Origin of the sequence: Pseudoalteromonas thalassia (genome assembly GCF_049257215.1) — a bacterium.
In the GTDB taxonomy this organism is placed as follows: Bacteria; Pseudomonadota; Gammaproteobacteria; order Enterobacterales; family Alteromonadaceae; genus Pseudoalteromonas; species Pseudoalteromonas lipolytica_C.
In genome coordinates, this window is sequence record NZ_JBMMUE010000021.1 from 1 (window position 1) to 21,906 (window position 21,906).

16 protein-coding genes are annotated in these 21,906 nt (G+C 41.0%); 3 read left to right on the forward strand and 13 right to left on the reverse strand.

From position 1 onward, the window contains the following. Nucleotides 1-16: 16 nt before the first annotated feature. Both AAEU31_RS18625 and AAEU31_RS18630 read right to left on the reverse strand, forming a co-directional pair. Nucleotides 17-415, reverse strand: coding sequence for an RloB domain-containing protein (locus tag AAEU31_RS18625; RefSeq protein WP_421967999.1), 399 nt, complete (start codon nt 413-415; stop codon nt 17-19). An 8-nt stretch (nt 416-423) separates the two neighbouring features. Beyond that, nucleotides 424-1,701: an AAA family ATPase gene (locus AAEU31_RS18630; protein ID WP_421968000.1), complete on the reverse strand. Its 1,278-nt coding sequence runs from the start codon at nt 1,699-1,701 to the stop codon at nt 424-426. Nucleotides 1,702-2,057: 356 nt separating this feature from the next. Between AAEU31_RS18630 and AAEU31_RS18635 the strand changes: the two genes are divergently transcribed. Beyond that, on the forward strand, nt 2,058-3,194 hold the full coding sequence (locus AAEU31_RS18635) for a PQQ-dependent sugar dehydrogenase (protein WP_421968001.1): 1,137 nt from the start codon (nt 2,058-2,060) through the stop codon (nt 3,192-3,194). 247 nt (nt 3,195-3,441) lie between these two features. On the opposite strand, the gene AAEU31_RS18640 is transcribed toward AAEU31_RS18635, so the two are convergent. Together AAEU31_RS18640 and pbp4b are read right to left on the reverse strand one after the other, a co-directional pair. Then, nucleotides 3,442-4,818, reverse strand: coding sequence for a Na+/H+ antiporter NhaC family protein (locus tag AAEU31_RS18640; RefSeq protein WP_421968002.1), 1,377 nt, complete (start codon nt 4,816-4,818; stop codon nt 3,442-3,444). A 94-nt stretch (nt 4,819-4,912) separates the two neighbouring features. Next, the gene (gene pbp4b / locus AAEU31_RS18645; RefSeq protein WP_421968003.1) at nt 4,913-7,360 is read right to left on the reverse strand and encodes a penicillin binding protein PBP4B; all 2,448 of its coding nucleotides are present in this window, start codon (nt 7,358-7,360) and stop codon (nt 4,913-4,915) included. A gap of 335 nt (nt 7,361-7,695) precedes the next feature. On the opposite strand from pbp4b, the gene AAEU31_RS18650 reads away from it, so the two are divergent. Further along, nucleotides 7,696-8,541, forward strand: coding sequence for a MurR/RpiR family transcriptional regulator (locus tag AAEU31_RS18650; RefSeq protein ID WP_135925859.1), 846 nt, complete (start codon nt 7,696-7,698; stop codon nt 8,539-8,541). 376 nt (nt 8,542-8,917) lie between these two features. Continuing rightward, the gene (locus AAEU31_RS18655) at nt 8,918-11,938 is read left to right on the forward strand and encodes a carboxypeptidase regulatory-like domain-containing protein (RefSeq protein WP_421968004.1); all 3,021 of its coding nucleotides are present in this window, start codon (nt 8,918-8,920) and stop codon (nt 11,936-11,938) included. Nucleotides 11,939-11,997: 59 nt separating this feature from the next. Here the strand turns inward: AAEU31_RS18655 and AAEU31_RS18660 are convergent, their stop codons facing one another. The 9 genes from AAEU31_RS18660 to AAEU31_RS18700 all read right to left on the reverse strand — a co-directional run bounded on the left by AAEU31_RS18660 (nt 11,998) and on the right by AAEU31_RS18700 (nt 21,772). Next, nucleotides 11,998-12,435, reverse strand: a complete 438-nt coding sequence (locus AAEU31_RS18660; protein WP_421968005.1) for an energy transducer TonB — start codon at nt 12,433-12,435, stop codon at nt 11,998-12,000. Between the two features lie 102 nt (nt 12,436-12,537). Continuing rightward, nucleotides 12,538-13,716: an exo-beta-N-acetylmuramidase NamZ family protein gene (locus AAEU31_RS18665; protein ID WP_421968006.1), complete on the reverse strand. Its 1,179-nt coding sequence runs from the start codon at nt 13,714-13,716 to the stop codon at nt 12,538-12,540. Next, entirely contained in the window at nt 13,716-14,651 is a 936-nt protein-coding gene (gene murQ / locus AAEU31_RS18670) for an N-acetylmuramic acid 6-phosphate etherase (protein WP_135925862.1), read from the reverse strand. The genes AAEU31_RS18665 and murQ overlap by 1 nt, the downstream gene beginning before the upstream one ends. After that, complete coding sequence (locus AAEU31_RS18675; RefSeq protein WP_421968007.1) at nt 14,641-15,552, reverse strand: glucosamine kinase nucleotide-binding domain-containing protein; 912 nt, start codon at nt 15,550-15,552, stop codon at nt 14,641-14,643. Before AAEU31_RS18675 ends, murQ begins: the two co-directional genes overlap by 11 nt. Then, on the reverse strand, nt 15,553-17,121 hold the full coding sequence (locus AAEU31_RS18680) for a sodium:solute symporter (RefSeq protein ID WP_138558664.1): 1,569 nt from the start codon (nt 17,119-17,121) through the stop codon (nt 15,553-15,555). It abuts the gene before it with no gap. Between the two features lie 80 nt (nt 17,122-17,201). Then, nucleotides 17,202-17,951: a L,D-transpeptidase family protein gene (locus tag AAEU31_RS18685; protein WP_135925865.1), complete on the reverse strand. Its 750-nt coding sequence runs from the start codon at nt 17,949-17,951 to the stop codon at nt 17,202-17,204. Further along, complete coding sequence (locus tag AAEU31_RS18690; protein ID WP_135925866.1) at nt 17,948-19,060, reverse strand: dipeptide epimerase; 1,113 nt, start codon at nt 19,058-19,060, stop codon at nt 17,948-17,950. Before AAEU31_RS18690 ends, AAEU31_RS18685 begins: the two co-directional genes overlap by 4 nt. An 8-nt stretch (nt 19,061-19,068) precedes the next feature. Further along, on the reverse strand, nt 19,069-20,445 hold the full coding sequence (locus AAEU31_RS18695) for an SH3 domain-containing protein (RefSeq protein WP_199526261.1): 1,377 nt from the start codon (nt 20,443-20,445) through the stop codon (nt 19,069-19,071). Nucleotides 20,446-20,461: 16 nt separating this feature from the next. After that, nucleotides 20,462-21,772, reverse strand: a complete 1,311-nt coding sequence (locus AAEU31_RS18700; RefSeq protein ID WP_421968008.1) for a hypothetical protein — start codon at nt 21,770-21,772, stop codon at nt 20,462-20,464. Between the last annotated feature and the right edge of the window lie 134 nt (nt 21,773-21,906).

A 21,906-nucleotide genomic window follows, 5' to 3' on the forward strand; every position in this document is an offset into this window, starting at 1 on the left:
TTTTGCTGAACTAAGTTTAAACTCTTGAGAAAAAGAGCGACGTTGTTTTGTCATAGAACACCTCTGTTTGAGTGGTAATAATACCACCTAAATTAGTGTCCGGTTTCATTGAAGCACAACACTCAAAGCACGGATCATTTAAAATCACCTTAATACCTTTCTTTTTACACTCATCCGATAACTTTTTTGGAATAGGAAGATCATTATCCATAAATACACAAATTTTCTTAAAAGCTCCTTGCTTATATTCTGCTAGAGCAGAGTTAAGCACATTATCTGGTCCTTTACCTCCAGCGCTTTTAATTTGAATTTTTGAATTGCCTCTAAAAATTGACTTTAGATGATTTAAAAATGCTTTTTCAGTTTGCCCTTCACCCACGACCAAATAAACTGTTTTTAATTTTTTCTTAGCCATAAAAAAACCTAATATATATCGGGCACACCACCCAGAGCACCGGATAGATATTTAGCATTTATATTATCCCTTTCTTTTAGACCCTGAATGTGGTCAGCTCGATATGCTTCTGAAACTGAATCGTCCTTTTCAACGAAGTAAACATGCTGTTTCCTTAAAGTTTTTAACAGCTCTGTATTATGAGTCGTAAAGATTAACTGAGCATTTTTTTTATTATTTTCACTAGCAAATAACTCTATAATCTCATTTGTAAGCATTGGGTGTAGATCATTGTCAAATTCATCAAGTATTGCTAGCGTACCACAATTAATAGATTGAATAATATGGCAAAGCAATGTATAGGCAGATTTAGTGCCTCGTGATTCCTGATAAATTGGTAGAAAATAAGATTCACCTTCATACTCATGTTTAAAGTATGGGATATTCCTTTCTTCTTCTTCATTATTACTATTAATTATTGTTTTATTTCTAATTTCAATATCTTTGATTCCAATGTCAAATTTACAAATTAAGTTTTTAACCTCATTAAAAACTTCTGGTTGCTTTATAAATATTTTTGTTGTCTCGTCATGAAGAATATTAAAATCAGCTTTATCTGTCTCAGTTATATTTGAAATGCAAAGAAAAAAGTGGGGATAAATAAAATCTACAAGACTCAAATTTTCAAGAACCTCATTATCTGAGCCATTATCATTTTCATTTTCGAATAACTCAAAGTTTAAACGAGCAAGATATGACATATAAGAACAGTTAGGTGGAGTATCCTTAAGTCGACTAACATTATTACTCATAAACGAAGAAGAAAAAACATCGTATTTGTTCTTAACTTTATCAAACTCACGTTTAAATACTCTCGAGTATAAGCGAGAAGTTTTTAGCTTCAGCTCTTCAAGTAGTACTCTATCCCTTGTAAGAGTTAAGTTATATTTAAAATCTAAATATCGGTCTGATTCACTCTCGGAAATCGGTGAATCAATTTGAAAATCGATCTCAATATTTGTAGGTTTATTTTTAGCAGCGAAATGAGGTTGAAATGGAATTTTTTCTGACTTTGACAAGTCATGAAAAGATTGAGCAATGAACCATGAAATAAATGATAATGGTTTTAAAAGTGATGACTTGCCAGAGCCATTTGCACCAAATACTGCAGCTACTCTAGCATACTTGTGATTATTACTATCCTTGCAGTCAAAATAACTATCACTAAACTTTTCAGGTACTTTAAAATCAAGTACTGTCTCATTTAAATAAGATTGATAGTTACTAAATTTCAATTTTTTTATCACACTAACCCCTTTTGGGACAAAAATCCGTCCAACGTTTGACTAGTATCATACAAAAATCACCAAAAGTCTATGTACATTGTATTTCGACAAATACTCATAAATTAATGAATGCATATTGCTATGCTTTTGAAGCGCTGTTCTCAAATCGTACTGAGGGTATCAGAGCCCCATGCAGTGCGAACAAGTTAATTAAACCCCGAGTTTACTTTATCGGGGTCAAATCAGACGGCTGACGACTCCCCCGCTCCTTACCTCGATTTTCCTACCAATAATCGCACATTGCTCTAATGTTAATAACAATTTAATGCTGAACCAGCTAGGCTAGTAACATCGTGTTTAAATATTATGGAGTTACCATGAAAAGGTCTTTGTTTAACAATTTAATCATTGCCTCAATTAGCTTATCTAGCTTGCAAGCTTGTGCTCAGCCAGAGCAAAAAATTCCACTGGATGCCAGTGCGAATAACTACAAACTAGAATTAGTAAGCGAAGGGATTCAAATTCCTTGGGGTATGGCTTGGCTTAACGAGCGTGACTTACTCGTTACCGACAGACGTGGTGAGCTTAGGTTAATTCGTGATGGCAAACTCGTTGAGCAAGCAGTTAAAGGCACACCTAAAGTACATGATGAAGGTCAAGGGGGCTTATTAGATATAGAACTTGATCCGAACTTTGCCGACAATGGCTGGATTTACTTTTCGTACTCGGGCTATGAAGGTGATGGTGAGGGTTACAATACCTCAATTATGCGCGCTCGCTTTAAAGATATGACTCTTATCGATCAGCAATTATTGTTTGATGGCGAGCCAAATATTAAAACAACGAAACACTATGGTTCGCGTATTGAGTTCGACAAAGAAGGTTACTTGTATTTCTCTATTGGTGACCGTGGCAAAAGAGACGTTCACCCACAAAGCCTAGACTACGATGCAGGCAAAATTCACCGTATCAATAGCGATGGTTCTATCCCTAAGTCAAACCCGTTTTATAACCATAAAACAACTCACAAAAGCATCTATTCGTATGGACACCGTAACCCACAAGGTATGGCGATGCATCCTGAAACGGGAGTTATATGGAGCCATGAACACGGCCCTCGTGGCGGTGATGAAATCAACATAGTTAAAGCAGGCGCGAATTATGGTTGGCCTGAGATCACCTATGGGATCAACTACATTGGTACAAAAATTACCGACGAAACCAGCCGCGAAGGAATGGAACAACCTGATTGGTATTGGGTGCCATCAATCGCCCCTTCTGGGATGGAGTTTATCACCAGCGATAAATACCCACAGTGGCAAGGTCAAATTGCCGTAGGCTCGATGAAGTTTGGCCACCTTGTGTTAGTGAAGCTAGATGGTGACAAAGTAACAGGCCACAGCAAAGTATTTGAAGGTGTAGGTCGTGTTCGTAGCCTTGCCACCCACCCTAATGGTGATCTATACCTTGGTGTTGATGGTGTCGGTGTTTATAAAGTTGTACCTAAATCGTAGGTTGGGTAGAGCGAAGCGAAACCCAACAACTTAGCGAGTTACAAGGAGAAAGAGTAAAGGAGTACCGTAGGCGTGAAATTTATTTCGCGCGATGGTTTCTGTCCACACTCTTGTAGGTCGGACTTTGGTCCGTAACTGTTTAAGAATTAAATGTGTCGCCATAAATAACGACCTATGTTTCAAGCAATAAAAAACCACAGACTTCTCTGTGGTTTTTTGCTTATAACTTAAGGCTTTAAGCTATTACTTATAAAACAATAATACTCGTCACTAGGTAAGCGATGAAGGTTAACGCGCCGCCAAATAAGGCGTATGGCATTTGGGTTTTTACGTGAGTTAATAGATCACACCCTGATGCAATCGCCGATACCGCACTGGTATCTGAGATTGGCGAGCAGTGATCGCCAAACACGCCACCGCCTAAAATAGCAGCAATTACTAATGAAGGTGGTAAACCTAAAGCTTGAATGAGCGGTACACCAATTGGAATAAGAATCGCGAATGTGCCCCATGAGGTACCAGTGGTAAATGAAATTACCGCACCGGTTAAAAATAGCACTGGCACAACCAAGTAAATAGGTAAGAAATCACCCACAAGACCAGCTACAAACACACCCGTACCTAAGTCTTTTAAGCTTGCCCCTAAGGTAAGTGACAGCAATACAATTGCTACCAGTGGTAGCAACTCACCCATACCTTTAAAGCCAATATCAACAAGCTTATGATGAGTAAAGTCGCGAGAGCTAATCATTAAAAAGTAAGCCACAACGCAGGCTAAAATAGTTGCATACAGCACTGATTTAGAACCACTGCCACTGGCAATATCGCCACCGCCAGTCCAGAACATAAAGCCAACCATACTAGCTATTAAGGTAATAAGTGGCACAAGCATATAACGCGCTTTTGAGCCTTTTACTTCTTCAGCCAGCTCGGTTTCTTGTTGTTCAAAATTATCTTCAGCTTGCTTTAATGGCCCATGTACCTTATCAAAAGTAATGGTATAGAACACGATAAGTAAAGTGATAATGGCGTAAAAGTTATAACCTATACTGCCCCAAAGTACTGATACCGCAGACTCTTCCATTTCGTAGTTGCCAAGTAGACCAAGCACATATGCGCCCCAGCCATTTAACAAGATTAAGATACACACCGGTGCGCTGGTACTATCGATAATGTAAGCAAGGCGTGCTCGGCTCATTTTAAATTTATCGAATAAACCACGCGATAAAATACCCGAGGTTAATACACTTAAGTTAGATTCAATAAATACTGCAATACCTGAGAACATGGTTAAATAACCAACTTGGCGCTTACTTTTGGCAACCCCTTTGTTCATTAGTAAATTAACGGTAGCAGCGACACCGCCAGATTCACGAATGTAGGCAAGTAATGCACCTATTAAGATACTAAAAATAAGGATACGGCTATTACCAGGGGAACTGGCGACTTCAACAACACGCTCAATGGTATTAATGAAGGTGTAAAATAAGCTATTACCTTCACCATTGATAGCAAGCAAAAACTCAGACGACGCAACCGCGACCAATAACGCCATGATCACTTCTTTGCGCCAAAACACAATTAAGATAGCAATCAAGGGTGGTAAAATTGAATACCAAGACATAAAAACCCTTTTAAATTAAGAACAGCATTTTATTTTTATTATGCGAAAACTCGCTAAGCTTAATGGCTTTACCATTAAACTCAACTTAATTCGACTAGTGATTTAATATACTCTCATAAATCAGTGAGATAATAGAGCCATACTTACCCGTTTCGAAACGTTTACCGACAAACTCGTAATTTTCTTGCGAACCTTCAATAGGTGTATGACGCGCATTAGTTAATAGCACAATAGCAAGGTCGTACTCGGGGTCAATGACGGTCACTGTGCCAGTCCAACCAGTATGACCAAACGCACGCGGGCTGGCGTAAGGGCCAAAATGCCAAGTTCGCGCTTGATGCCCCGCTCGTCGCCACCCTAACCCATAGGTTTCATCACTTGCTTGAGAGTTTGTGAATTGCTCAAGTACTTGTGGCGTAAAAATTTGCTTATTATCATAACCACCGCCATTGAGTAATACCTGCATAAGCACTGATAAATCACCAGCAGTACTAAAAAGCCCTGCATGCCCCGCTACGCCACCTAAGGCATAAAAGGCTTTTTCATCATGTACTTCACCTTGCAGAACATCGGTTCGAACATTTTCAAATTCAATGCGTCCACCTCGGGTATTGCCATTAATCTCTGTGGCCGCAATTTGTGAGGTTAAAAAGCCTTTTTGCAATGGATTATAAACCGTATGTGTTAAACCAAGCGGTTGATAAATTTGGCTCTCAACATAAGTATCAAGCGCCATACCACTGATGCGTTCAACCAGTACACCTAACAACATATAATCGATATCAGAATATAAGTGTTTTACGTTGCGCCCAGCCACGAAGGGAACGCCAGTTAATAACAGGTTTTTAGTACGCAGACTGTTTTGTGAAAAAAAGCGCTCACCAAATTTATTGTCTTTACGATGAAAATCAACCACGGCAGGGTAACCAGCACTATGGGTAAGTAAGTCTTTTACTAAACGCTGCTCACGGCCGCTGCCCCTAAATTCTGGCAGGTAATAAAACAGCGGTTTTTCTACGTCGAGCTTTCCTTCGCTGGCAAGCTTCATTAGCGCAAAGTTAGTGGCAAACATTTTTGAGTTTGAGGCTATATCAAACAAGGTATCGTTTTGCATAGCTTGTGGGCTTTTGAGCTCACTGCCATCAGCGTGGTACTTTTTAGCTGCGCCATAATGGCTTAATTTAATCAGTTTGCCATCTTTAACAACGGCAAGTACCGCGCCCGGAAAGCCCTCTTTAATTTCTTGAGTAATTAATTCATCAACGGCACTAAAGCGCTTTTGACTGCTGTTTTTATCAAGCGTTGGATAAGGAAAGCGTAAGGTTAAGCTTGCCCCTTCAGGCAATACATTCTCAACTTTATAGGTGTTGATGCCATTGTGAGTACGTTTAGCCAAACTGTATTGATATATTTTTTCGGCAGTTAAAGGCGAAGCTATATTGATTTTTTCACCATTAATATAAATGTCGGCGCTGGTTGCGTCTTGGTTTTCAATGATGATCTCACCGCGACCTTTATAGGCGACAAAGGTGCCTCTGTCGTTAACAAGCGCGCGACTGCTTGGTTCAAGAGCAGGAATACGCGCTATCACTTGTGCATTAGCCAGTGTTTTTGGCTCTGGCTCGACCGCTTGCTGTTGCTGCTGATATTCTTTAAATAACCGCTCAAGCTTTTTAGGGAAGTATTTATCTAATAAAGCAAACAACACAGCGGCACTTCTGGCATCACTATTCCCACTTACATGCCAAGGCAAAAAGTGCATTTGAAAAGCACTTAAGGCATCTAAAGTTTGCGAATCAAGCTGTCCCGTAGCAATCACCTCATAGCCGTAGCTACGCAGTGCTTTTTGCATTAACTCAACAGAGGGTTTTGATGCACTAAATAATTGCCAATATTTATCAACAGTGTCGCTGTCGTACCACGCACCGATACCCGCTTTATAAAGTTGGTACCAAGGAAAACGCGGACCCGGGTCGTTCTTACGGCTTGGCGCAATATCTGAATGGCCGATAACTTGAGTTGGGCCAATATCTGGGTTTCGCGCCAAGATATCTTTGCTAAGCTCAATCAACAACTCAATTTGTTTAGCATCATAGTCTGGAAAAATACACAATTTGCTGGCATCGTTTTCCATTGCAGGCTGACTTTGCTCAGGAATATGACAGGTTGGTACATTAACAATTTCAATACCAATTGAATGATCATTTAAATCTTCTCGGCCTTGCCAAAAGCTGCGGCCGGCATGCCATGCTCTGTCTTTTTCATCAACCAGCTGAATAATTTCTAAATCGTCTTTTGGATAACTTGGATCGCCTGATTCTGGTAATAAATAATGTGAACTTAAGCCCCCTTCATCCACTAAGGCACGCATCGACTTTTCGTAATCAATGGCGGTGTAATGCATTACTAAAAACTTTACACGGTGACTGTAATTAGCTGATTGTGTGAAGGTATATTGATGACTGGCACAGCTTACTAAAAAAGCAGCACTACTGAGATAACACAGCTGTTTAAGAAATTTTTTTAAAGGGGTAAAACTCATAACAGATTCATACCTGATGATTTAAGCGTTGACGATTCTCAGCAATACAGTAGCAACACCCACTTAACATGTAAAATATTTTATTTACCAAATAAAGAATAAACAGCATACATTATCGCTAAGTCTCTAAAAATGCAGCTATCTCAACAAATAATCTTGTATCTATTATGGAATAAAACTATATTATTCCATCTAATTAAAGAAAAATATTCCAAACTTAGGTCAAGTAAAACAAAAAATAAGTCGTGGTATCAAAGCAATTACGTATCGCAACTTAAGGTGTGTAGTACATTACTATGCAATGTGACTTAAGTTAATTAAACAAAGTGAGCCCTATGTCTACTTTTGTAAAAATTAAAGCTTTACGCCAGTCTTTATCGAGCAGCGAAGCAAAGCTTGCTGATTTCACACTAAATTCGGCGAATGCTATTCGTAACTTATCATCCGTTGAGCTTGCGAAAGTGGTTGGAGTGAGCCAGTCAAGTGTGGTGAAGTTTTCACAAAAATTAGGTTACAAAGGCTTTCCTGCTTTTAAACTTGCGGTGATTGATGCGCTCAATGACGAAACAAGTGAACCAAAACTACATGGTAAAATCACCCTTAATGACTCACTTGAACAAATCGCAGAAAAATTATTAAGTAGTAAACTGGCTGTACTCACTGAAACAAAGAATCTCAACGAGGCCGTGGCAGTCGAAAAAGCAGTAGAGCTTTTAAAATCAGCAAAGCGCATACTGATCTGTGGTTTAGGTGGCTCAGCATTAGTTGCAAAAGACTTCTCTTATAAATTACAAAAACTCGGCATGCCTGCAATAGCGGAGCCAGATGGCCACGCGCAGCTTGCATACGTTGCTACCTTTTCAAAAGGTGACTTGGTGATTGCGATAAGTGAGTCAGGTATGACCCGCGAAATTGCTGAAGTAGTTAAACAAGCGAAAAAGAATGACAGCTCAGTGATCTCAGTCACAAAGTTTGGCAGTAGCCCTGTTGCTGACTCTGCCGATGTAAAACTTTACTCAGTGGCTGAAGGTGAGTCTGTGCGTTTATCGTCAATTCTTGCGCGAACAGCACAAGACTTTGTTATTGATATTCTGTTTATCGCTCTCACCCAGTCAAGTCGCCAAGGCCGTAAACTACTGGAACATTCTAATGAAGTTGTCGGTGAATTTAAGAATAACTAATTTCTTAATAAATAACATTTAAGAACAAAAAAGCAGCCTAGGCTGCTTTTTTTATGATTGAAGCAGACTTTTTCCTCTTACCATAAATCACATCTTTTACTCTTTATCTTTGGGATTAACCCACTGAGTATACAGTCATAATTTCTTACAAAAATAACTTTATGATAATTGAGCCACCGCTAAAGCGAGCGATTACTGAACTTTACCTAAAACAGGTTATATATTTTATTCCTAAAAAAAGGTACGTTAATAAAAAAATATTCTTGACCATAGTAAATAACACCTGTTTAATATGTGGGCAACATAATATTAAAGTTCATAAGTCTCAACTGGGTAAGCAGTCCAACAAAGCATATAAATATAAGGACGGGAAACAATGAAACAACATGCATCCACACTCGCAATTAGCTATATAGCCAAAGCGACAAGCAATGCACTTCGTGCAAAGAAAACAGCCTTTACCGGCGTTGTTATGGCCGCGGCTCTAGCCAGCGCACCAGCCTTTGCAAATCTAACCGGTGGTATTAAAGGTAAAGTATCATCACCAGCGACACAGCAGTCACTGGCTGGGATTACAGTAACTGCAAAGAGTAACGTGATGCCAAAACCTCGTACCGTTGTTACGCGTGAAGATGGTAGTTATGACTTACCGCAGTTAAAGCCCGGTACTTATGAACTGACTTTCACCGATAAAAACGGTGTAACGCAAACCATGACTGTCGACGTTTTACTTGAGCAAACATCAAGCTTAAACGTCACTATGGGTGGTGCTAACGAAAACGTTGAGGTTATCACAGTTACCGGCAGTAAGTTATTCCGCGAAGGTAAATCTGCACTCACTAACTCATTAGGTGAAGAAGCAATCAATAGCGTGCCAGTTGGTCAAGATTACCGTGACCTATTAAAACTTGTTCCGGGTGTTGAGCTATCTGAAAACGCAACCCTTGGTCCATCAGCAGGTGGTTCGGGTGTTGATAACTCTTACGGCTTTGACGGTGTTGATGTTTCACTCCCTATGTTTGGTAACTTAGCATCAGAGCCATCAACCCATGATGTTGCCTACGTTACTATGGATCGCGGTGGTGCAAAAGCCGTTGGCTTTAACCGTTCAGGTGGCTTCTCAATCAATACCGTATCAAAATCAGGTACTGACGAATTCCACGGTAATGTTGAATACAAAGTTCAACCTAAGAGCTTAGTGGCGACTCCAACAGGTCAAGAAAGCTATGAGCTTGATAAAAGCTGGTTAACAGCAAGTTTAGGCGGCCCGCTTATTGAAGATACCTTGTATTTTTATACTTCTTATTACCGCCCTGAAGAAACACGTACTAATAAAGATACAGCCTATGGTGAAGTAAAAGACTATAAAAATGTCCGAGATGAATACTTTGGTAAGTTAACTTGGGCACCAACAGACGATATTTTAATTAATATTTCACAGCGTACCTCAGAAAAAACCATCGAAGGTCGCTCTGTTGGCGCTTACGAAACTGACAGTGTTTCTGCGGGTGATGAAGCCGATCAAGATATCTTTACCTTAGATGGTTCGTGGCTTTTAGGTGATGCAACAACTCTTTCATTCCAATACAGTAAATTAGAGATAGAGTCTGGTACCACTCCGGATACAAAACTATCTGTAGTACCATCGTTAACGGGTCAACTTGACTTAAGTAATCTAACTGAAATGGGTTACTTCAGTGTACCAAGCTTATTAGATGCTGATGATAACTACACAGCAGAGCAAATTGCTGCATATAATGCAGGCGCTGCACCACTCATTGCACAATACGGTTATACCGAAGATGGGCAAATGCGAGGTGGCGGCGGTGTTGGTGCGTATTACCAATACGATAATATCGACTTTTACCGTGATAGCTTTGAGTTAAATCTAGAACATGAATTTAGCTGGGGCGATACTTACCATACATTACATTTAGGTGGTGAATGGAAAGAAAGTAAAGAAGTACTGTCTCGCCTTTCAAATGGTTGGGGTAGAATTTCTTATGTTGGCGGCCTCGATGAAAGCTTAGAAGAAGGCAGCTCTGCGCCGGTTATTTACCGTGCTCGCGTACAACAAATGAGCTTAGTAGCGGGTGGAGATGCGGTTTCTGCTATTAACTCAGAAATGGAAACGCTGAACTTCGAAATCAACGACACTATTGAAGTAGGTGATTGGACTTACAATGTGGGTGTGCTTGTGAGCCGCGATACTTGGTATGGTCAAGGTCTTAAATCAGCATCTGGTACCCTATCTGGTTATGAGTTAGCACCAGGCGAAAAATACGAAATGTATCAAACAGATTGGACAGATATGATCCAGCCTCGTTTAGGTGTGAATTGGAATTATGCAGATCAAGACTCTGTATTTGCTAACTTCTCAATGTATAACCCAGAAGCAAGCTCATTAGCGCGTGCAGCCTCTTGGGATCGTAATACCCGTGCCGAAATCGAAGTTGAATTTGATGAAGCGGGTAAAGTAATTTACGCAGAGCCGCGTCAAGGTTCATCTGGTAAAGTATTTGCTGATGATTTAACGCCTCGTCAAATCAAAGAGTTTACACTTGGTACCACTAAATATGTGGGTTCTGATTTAGTATTACGTGCTCATGTTCGTCACCGTAAGGCATCGCATTTCTGGGAAGATATGCCAAATAACGCGCGCTTAACTGACTACTCTGGCGTTGATGCTGAAGGCGTGCCACAACATATCGCTGATAAAGGCTTATACGTAGATAACCTTGATGCGATCCGTGATGAGATCGGCGGTTCATCATATGTTATTGCCGAAGTAGATGGTGGCGAAACGAAATATTGGGAAGCGAGCATCGAAGCTGAATACTTAGGTGAAAACAGCTACATCAATGCTTCTTATGTTTGGAGTCATTACTACGGTAACTTCGACCAAGATAACACTACCGCAACAACAGATGCTAATACCTTCATTGGTTCATCGAACTATGGTGATGGCCGCGGTCGTTACCCTTGGGATTACAAATACGGCACACTATCAGGTGATAAACCGCATAAAGTAAAAGTGTATGGTTACTACACTGTGCCATGGGATGCGAACATCGGTGCATACTTTGTATTCCAGTCGGGTAAACCTTGGGAAGCATGGGATGGTTCAATCTATGGCTACTCAAGTGGTACAGCACGTTATGGAGAACCTGCAGGTAGCCGTCGTAGCCCTAGCCATTGGCAGCTTGATTTAAACTACACCCAAGACTTTAAGTTCTCAGGTGACATGGAACTACAATTCCGTGCTGATATCTTCAACGTATTTGACCGTCAAACAGGTTATAACAATAACCCATATGTATCGTCAGAAACCTTTGGTGAGTATCGTAATTACTACAGCCCACGTCGTGTGCAGCTGTCGTTTAACTTCAAGTTCTAAGTTAATCAATCCTGTTGGGGGCCGCTATTGCGGCCCTTTTTTATGCCTCAAGAACAGACTTAAATTGTACAAAATGCTTTTGCTGCATCTATATTAACCGCTTCTTTCATAAAGTAGTCGAGCTGCACAGTGCGAATAATCGCTTGCGACTCGCTATTACTTGTAATTGCCTGCCACTGCCAACTTTTAAGCGACTCTCGCGACACATCGACAAACAGCCCTTCTGGGAAGCTCTCGACAAAACGGATATCAATCGTATTGCCCTGATTATCAATAGTTATAACAAAGCGCGCACAGCCCGTCTGTTTGGCAATTAAAGCAGCTTTGGGATAGATAGGCTTTGTTGCATGTTTTAGTGTCCACAGCTGCTCTGCTGCGTTTTTATTATCACGTAGATCAAGCGCATCGGTTGAGTTACTTGTTGAGGTGTTGGGGAGTTGTGAGCAGCCAGCTAGTAAAGCGAAAGCAGCAATGCTTAAACTGAAATAAGTCTTCATGGTATATCCTTATAAATCAAGCCCCGGAATATAACACAGCTTTTTATGGATATAAAAAAACGAGGCAAGCGCCTCGTTCTTATTTATCTAGTTACCTAGCTATTATTGATAAAGCAAATACGGAGCTCGCTTTCGTTTAAAAGTACTTAAGTCAGCTTGCCAGCTTTGCTTAATTTGCTGCTCAGTTTGACCTGCTTCAATGGCTAAACGCAATTTATCAGTACCCGCAAGCTTATCCATGAAGCCAGCGCGTTCAAAAAATTCTTGATTATTCGCAGTTAGCTTTTGATAGGCTGAAATAAATAAACTTAAATCTAGACCATGAATATCAGCATCTCGTAAATCTTGACCAAACACTTCAATCTCTTTGAATTTAGGGTTCATTGATGCGCCTTCAATTGCACGAGGGGTAAAACTAAACTCCCCTAGTTTTATTGGCGAATAGCCCACAACTTGAAACGGAAAATCCGTACCACGGCCAATGGTAATAGGCGTTGCCTCAAAGAAACAAAGTGATGGGTACAACTGAATCGATTGAGCATTAGGTAAGTTAGGGCTTGGTTTTACCGGTAACTCATAGCTCATTGTGCGCTCATAATTAGCAACGGGAACCACTGTTAAATTAAGTTTATCTGCATTGTTTATCCATCCCTCACCTTTAATCATTTGAGCCAGTTCAGCCACTGTCATACCATGTAAAACAGGAATTTCATGCATGCCAACAAACGAACGAAATTGTGGATCAAGGATAGGCCCATCAACATAAGCAATATTCGGGTTAGGTCTGTCTAATACGATAAATGACTTATCATTCTCAGCTGCCGCTTCCATCATGTAGTGCATTGAGCTGATGTACGTGTAAAAGCGCACACCAACATCTTGAATATCAAATATAATGACATCGAGATCGGCAAGTACTTCAGGAGTTGGCTTTTTATTGCTGCCATAAATAGAAACAACATCAATGCCTGTTTTTGCATCAACAGTACTTTTTACATGTGCGCCTGCATCATGATCGCCGCGAAAGCCATGCTCAGGTGCAAATATTTTACTTACCTTAACTCCTCTATCGAGCAATAAATCAACTAAATGCTGACCATTAATCTCTGAGGTTTGATTAACCACTAAACCAACGCGTTTACCTTTAAGGGCTGGTATATAAGCGTCGTAATTTGCAGCACCAACTTGCAATGGCAAGGTGTTTTCAGAGACTTGTTGTGGAGTCTCTTTACAGCCTAACAGTGATAAAAAACTGATAATCATAACAACTAAAAAGCGCATTATTCCTCCACCGCTTTACGTAAAAAACCATCAGCTTTGGATAGAAGCTCTTTAGCATCAACTGCCGATTTTCCTGTTAGTACAATTAAAATGGCTAGTTTGGCACTTTGCTCTGCTTGCTTTAACGCATCAACTGCTTGCTGCTGCGTACAATCAGTCGCTTGCATCACGATACGTATAGCGCGGGCATGCAACTTTTCATTGCTGGCATTCACATCGACCATTAAATTTTTATACACTTTGCCTGTACGTATCATGCTGGCAGTACTTAACATGTTTAATACAAGCTTTTGTGCTGTGCCCGATTTCATTCGGGTTGAACCTGTTACAGCTTCAGCTCCGACCACCGGACAAATGCCAATTTGTGGTAAACACATGACCGCTGAATTAGGATTACAAGTCACACCTACAGTTACACAACCTATTGATTTTGCATATTCAATTGCAGAGCACACATAAGGTGTGCGCCCACTGGCAGCTATGCCGACAACAACGTCGCGGCTCGTTAAGTTGGCATTTTTTAAATCTTCAATAGCTAAGGTCGTGCTATCTTCAGCGCCTTCAACAGCCTTTTTAAAGGCCGTATCACCTCCTGCGATAATTCCTTGCACTTGCTGATCATTCACACTGTAAGTAGGAGCACATTCAACCGCATCCAAAATACCTAAGCGACCGCTGGTGCCAGCACCAATGTAAATCAACCTACCGCCTTGCTGAAACGCTTCTACAATGTGATCTACCGCAGCACTTATTTGCGGAATAACAAGTTTTACTGCCGCAGCCACTTTATGATCTTCATTATTGATTTTAGTGAGGATCTCAGTAGTGCTGAGCAAGTCAATATCCAAAGTGTCAGGGTTTTGTCCTTCTGAGACAATGCCATTTAACTCTTCGAGTAATTCACGTTGTTGCTTAAATACGTGCTCAGGGCTCATTGGGTTGTCCTTCTTCAATAATGTCATAATAATGCTTTGCCGCTAAAATTGAGGCGCCAGTTAAAGAATCTCCCTTACAAGGAGATAGTTCATTTTGTAAGGCCTGTGGTAATAATGGTTGGCTCACCTTCGCAAGACCACCTATTAAAATTACCGGTAAAGGTGAGTTGCCTCTGCTTTTGCTAATTAACTCAACCACTGACTGTGTGTGTTCTGCCAAAACACTTTTTGCCACCTTACATTCATCTTGTAAGCTAAACACCAACGGACTAAATGCTGCGTAATCTGCGGGTTTAGCAAGTTTAAGCCAATCACTAATTGCTTGACGAGTACATCCAAGCTGCTCACTCAAGCGAATCGTTAAAGGGCTTTTTGGTAAATCAAAACTATCTATATCGTTTAATAAATGCTGTACAGCCATAAGGCCAATGCGGGCACCACCACCAAAGTCATCAACAGTGAACCCCCAACCCCCAACCAATTTAATTTGATTTTGAGCCGTTAATCGTGCCCCGACAGCTCCCGTGCCAAGAGCTACGACAACGCAAGGAGCACCTAAATTTGCCCCATACAGTGAAGTAGTCGCATCACTTGTAATCTCTAAGTAAGCAAATTCGATTTCATAAATAAGCTTGAGCATTACTTTAACTTGCTCAGCAAGGCTTACTGACGAACCACCAGCAAGCCCCATAACGGTAACTATATCGCTAGGCTTAACATTGCTTTGTTCGCACACCTCGCGCGTCACTTTAACAATGTTTTCAACTGCTAAATCAAGATCATTCGACAGTGATGCAGAGCCAGCCTGAGCGCGAAATTGCTTACCCGTTGCCAGCTCTTTAAGCTCAGCTACCACCTTAGTGCCACCGCCATCGATGGCTAAAATATATGATGGCGCCATTTATGCCGTTGCCTCATTGCTTGCTTTTCCTATACAGCACACTAATGTGGCAAGCAAGGTGCCAATACATAATTGCCACGTAAACCCTAAGTAAAAGCGCATAGATTCAGGCAGTAACCAATCAATCATGTAAGGTTGCATGAATAGGGTCACCATAAATCCTGTAATCAAGGCAGCTAATACTGACCCTTCACTGCCACGCTTGGTAAATAAAGTTGTAAAGTACACCCCTAATAAACCACTGTAGGAAAAGACCATTACGCTTAGAGCAAATTTTAATAATGGCATATCGCTATACTGCTGCCAGAAATAACAAAGGATAGCCATTAGCGCTAAAGCAAGACTTACCAGCGCCATACCCACACGACCTGCTTTAACAAAGTGCTGATCGCTCACTTGCTTATTGGCTTTCTCTAAATATGGGCGATATAAATCTTGCACGATGACTGAAGACATCGAGCTAAGCCCAGAGTTCAAAGTAGAAATAGCGGCTGCAATAATACCGACACTCACTAAGCCTTTCACTCCGGCTGGTACTTCGTTTAATACGTAGTACATAAAGATAGTGATTTTTTCACCGTTAAACTCTTGAACAACCGTTTGCCCAGCTTCGCTATTCATTAATGCTGGTTGCTGATAAACAATGTAAAGCAGTAAACCAATAAAGATAAAAATAGCCATAACCGGGATCACCATTACCACTGAAAGTAGTAAAGCTTTACTGCCCTCTTTCGGGCTTTTACAGGTTAACAAGCGTTGTGTCATATCTTGGTCAAGACCAAATGCGGCAATATTTAATAACACAAAACCAGTTAGAACAGAGGCCATGTTGAACACCCCTGACGGGCCAAAGTCTAAATCAAACTTAAACAGTGCCAGCTTTGAGTCTGCCCCTGGGCTTGGTTCATTTAAGGTTGCAATAATGGTTGAAAAATCGGCTGGAATAACGCTCAGCAAGCTCCAAATAACCGCAATAGCTGCACTCACATAGACAATGCTTTGCAATACATCAGAATAAATAACGCTGCGGATCCCGCCCAAAAAGGTATACAACAAACCTGCTAGTGCCAGCACTAGAGTGGCTACAACCACACTGTCTGCATCGATATTTCCGTATAAAATCATCGCAACAGCAATCGCTGCCATATATAAACGAGCACCACTTGCAAACACTCGGCCAAATAAGTACATCAAGCCGCTGCGTCGCTTTGCTTTAGGACCAATGCGTTTTTCTAATAACTCATAGACCGTATAAACTTTTTGCTGATAAAACTTTGGAATTAAGAATGCAGAAACAATAAACGCCGCAATAAAGGCACCAATATTGGTAGCAATATAAGAAAAGTCTCCTTGATAGCCTTGATCTGGCCCACCAATAAAAGTGGCAGCTGACTGCGAAGTAGCCAGTACAGATATCGCAACCATCCACGTTGGCATGCTATTTCCGCCTAGAAAAAAATCTTGGCTTGAGTTAGCACGTTTGCGATTAAACCACCAACCACTTAACAACAAAATTGCCGCGTAGCCTGCGAATACTAGCCAATCGAGTAAAGCGTAATTTGCACTCATTTATTATCCTAACCCAAACCTCAATGGAATATATTATTCCATTATTATGACAAAATTAAAATACTTTTATTTTATTATTTTTAGTTACCTAGGCTAGGTAATTGCCATTGACTTTGTTTTTGCTGATATTGCGCTTTGGTCAGGCTTACCAGTAATGGCTTTTTACGCTCATCAAGCCAGGCTAGTAATGTGTCCATATCGCTTTCAGTCATCGCTGTACAACCCGCAGTTGGTTTACTAGGTGCTCGCCACAAATGCATAAAGATACAGCTGCCCGCGCCATTAATATTGCTTGGGTTATGCTTAACAACAATGCCTTTTTTATAGAGATTATCTTGGCTATAAATATCTCGGCGCATCCACTCCGAAGAATCCTTAACCGCCTCTTCACCAACAACCGCCTTATCAACTAGTTGGTTATAAAAAGGTGAGCCTTTCACATCGATACAATAGTCGTTAGCAGTCATTGCTTGATAGTTAAGGTTTGTTTGTAGTGAATCTAAATAACCGAATGCAGTACCTAACTCAAAAATGCCCGCAGGCGCTTTACCATCACCCTCTTGTTTTTGCTGTCCAGGTTGTGGCGGATGTAGCCCTACCCCCCAAGCAAGCCCTGTGCGGCCAAGCACCACAGCATGTTGCTGGCCTTGTTGTTGCCAGCTGCCAGCATTTTTTTCAAAGCGATACAACGTGGCATCAATAGCATCACTGTCATTAGCGACCACCACCACGAGCTGCTGATGACTGTTATCAATGACTGGTTTAGGTGATTCTACGCTTGCACAAGCGGTTAAACTCATAGCTGCAATAAGACTGACTAGTTTTTTCATGCTGGCCATACTCCGTTTGTTATTAGTTCTAGACCGTTTATTGACTCAATGCCAAGACCGGGGGCATCCGATAAGTTAATTTGTGGACCGTTAAATACAACCCCACCTTGAACCGGGTCGTATTGACCAAGCGCTGGACCGTCGAGGTCTATTTTGCTTATTTGTTGCGCTTTGGCTGAAGCTAAATGCGCTGCACCTGCTACAGCAATACTGCCCTCTAACATACAGCCAATCATACACTCTGCTTGGTATTGTGCAGTGATATTAGCAATCTCAATTGCTCGACTTAAACCGCCCGTTTTCATTAATTTAATATTGATAATATCAACTGCGCCAAGCTCTAAAAGTTGTATTACTTGCTTAGGTGAAAAGGCGCTTTCATCGGCCATGATCGGGGTGTTCACTCGCTCAGTAATATATTTGAGACCTTGAATATCACTGCTTTTTACTGGCTGCTCAACCAACTCTAACACCACGCCTGCTTGCTCAAGTTGTTGCAGTGCAAACACTGTTTGTTTGGCATTCCAACCTTGGTTTACATCTAAACGTAACTGCGCCTTAGCGGCAAACCCTGCGTGAATTGCTTTTACACGTTCAATATCTTGATTAAGGTTATTGCCGATTTTTATTTTTAATACATCAAAACCTTGCTCAACCGCTCGCTGACAGTCACTAAGCATTTTATCTATGTTATCTACGCTGATGGTAATATCAGTCTTTAACTCTGACTTACCACCACCGAGTAATTTGTATAAAGGCGCTCTGTAGAGCTTGCCCCATAAGTCGTAAACCGCTAATTCTAAAGCCGCTTTTGCGCTGCTATTACCAATCACCGTTGATTGAATAATGTGAGTAAGTTGGTTGATGTTTTCGATTTCATGCCCTATCAGTTTAGGAGCAATAAACTGCTGAATCACCGCTATCATGCCTTGATGTGTATCACCTGTGATAACGGGAGTTGCAGCAGCCGAGCCATAACCGACTTGACCACATTCGGTATCTATTAAAACCACTAGGTCTTCAATAAAACTCACTTCTCTAAGCGCTGTTTTAAATGGCGTGACCAAAGGCACTTTAAGTTTCGCAAAACGAACTGCTTTAATTTTCATACAGGCCTCTATCGAATACGCTTAATGTTATAAACACGGTCTAGGTAACTTGTTTCTTGAGATAATCGCAGGGGTAACAAGGGGGTAACCGATACGCCATTAAGCGCACTACTATAAAAGCTGCCATCGCCTTTGTTATAGCCTAAGCCTTTCACATCATGAATAACATACGGCTCGCCTTGGTGCTCTCCTAAATACATCATCACGTGACCTGGAATATAAATAAGATCGCCAATCGCCATATTTTTAACCACCGGTAATTTTGCGTCTGCGGTCGTATTTTTATCAAAGCGATTATTTTGTCCGTACTCACTACTGCCTTGCTGGCCTGAATTACGTGGCATTAATAAGCCAAAACTTTTATAAATTTCGCCTACAAAGCCTGTACAGTCACGGCCATTGTAATCATGTCCCCAGCCATAACGTTCACCTAAAAACTTAAAACCTTGTTTTATTAGGTTTTGCTCGTTGTATTCTAAGTAACCTAAATTTACGTCGGCGGTTTTACTGATCATCGCCGGTTTTATAACAAGCTGGCCTTGCTCATTACGGGTGGGCAGCTGAACAACATGACTTGCATACGTGTTTTGACCATTGAGCAAATTAGGTACTTGTTCGTTATCAAGTAAAGGTAAACGCACACCCATATCTAGTTGGACTTCTGAGCTTGCAGTGTCGTTAGGCACATAGGCGGTATTTACCTTTGCGCCGGTTACAACCAAAAAGTTATCTTGCTCTCGATAAGCTTTAATTTCATCAGCGTCAGCAAAAGCGATATCTTCACTAGGAGCCCATGCTAAATAGTTGTAAGCACGAACTAAGAGCCATTTTTTATCTGCACTTTGATGCAATACAGCAACAGCTTCACCTGGGAACATGCCGCTTTCTTGAAAGCGATCTAAGTCTTGATCAAGACCACTATTTAATACTCGGTCCCAGGTTGGAAAAGTGCGCAGAGCAGTTCGCTTAACAACCATACCAAAACGAACCTTGTTACTACTGGCCACTTTATTAAGGTTTAGGTTAGCTTGATATTTGGCGAAGTCTTTGGCGGTTAACTGTCTACCATCAGTAAAAAAACGCGGGCTTTTAGGGATAGAGCTTGCAGAGTGAATCGCGCTTGTTAATTCCTCTTTACTCAATGTTGTTTGAAATGACAGTGGATCAACAATGTATTTATTTTCTTTAATCAGTTTTTCGTTAAAGGCTGTAATTTGCGCCTCTGTCATGATCATTTTTGCCGATGCACCTTTCGCTAACCAGTAATTGGGCGAAAGTTGCGACTGAGTAACCGCAATAACATCTGATTGCCAGCCCTCAGCATGAATAGGTGCACAAAAGGCTACACCTAAGCTAATTGATAACGCGATAATTGAACGACGCATAGCTGTTCCTTAATTCTTATTGAATGCGTGAATCTAATAATTTTGTAAACGCATGCTGCAACTTTTGCTGCATTTGCTTACCGACTTTTGGCAAATTGACTTCGTCAGCTCCGCCTATTGACTGCTGCACGCTGAAAGTAAATTCACGACCACCTTGATAATTTCCTAAACACACATGTGCAAGCATCACTGTTTCTGTGGTTGAGCGCGTTTCACTTGGACCCCAGCCTATTTTTTGCCAAACACGCCATTGTCCATTAGTTGCAGTGTCGAGCACCTCTTTTGCAGAGCGACTATCATTAGGGGCTATAACATTTGCCAATGCATTTGTAACAATGTGGCTTATACCCACCATCATACCGCCAACCTTAGCATGTTGATCGGTATGTCCTGTGCCGTTAAGTAGCACATCTACATCACTACTTTGTAAATTAGGCATTTGCGTAATTGGCTCACGTTGATGACTTACTAGTCGCTTTAACCATTCAGCTTGAGCAAGTGTGGTCATTGCTTTATTACCCGTTAAACCACAACTATCACAACGATACCGTAAATAACCGGGATCATCACTGCTTGCAGTGTAACGGTCTATCTTTGCAGCAAACTCTTTATTTATCGGGTTATGCCAATAGTCGTCTGATGGGGCAAACTGCTCTGAGCCATATGCACCGTTAAACAACAAACGTTGATCCTGCAGTTTCAGCCAGCCCTCATTAAAAAGCCCACGTAAGTATTCTCGCCCTGCCACATTAACAAAATAACTGGCAATAGCATTTGAATTACCATCGGCTTTACCAAATGCTTCGTAGCTATTAATACTGCTGATCAAATCAGCCAGTGCTGTATTTCCTGCAAACGCAGTTGCACCTAGCTCAGGGTGAGCTTGCCTCACTCTTGATAACGCGCCAGTAAATGCTTGAATTTTTGATGAGCTCCAAGGTTCATATAGCTCATTGTGACTACCATCACTTAAATAACGGTAAGCAAGTTGCCCACCCTTAACCTGATAATCTATCAATAACAACTTGCCTGGTTGCAGAGGATCTGCAAAGTACAGCCAGTCAGCAGCCACGCGAGATTGCCAATCTGCTTGTTGATAATTCACCTGCGATGCTGTTTTATAGTCTTTTGCATCATCATCATTATTTAAACTTAAACAACCAGTATTTGTTAAATCAGCAGGAAGAATTGCAGGGGCTAGCATGACCCTATCAAAGTACTCTTCATCAGACAAAACAACCTTACTTGCACTCGTTTGGCAACCCGCTAGCAATAAAAAACCACATGATAAAGCTAGCCGCTTTTGAAATGCAGCTTTAGTATTCATAAACTAAAATTCCCATTAGTTATTATTTTTGGAATATTTTATTAAATCTAACACAATTTGACCGTGAAGCAAGTTAACTGGGATTTATTGCTAAATATCAAGAAAATATGAAAGTAAAAAGGTACAAAGTAAAA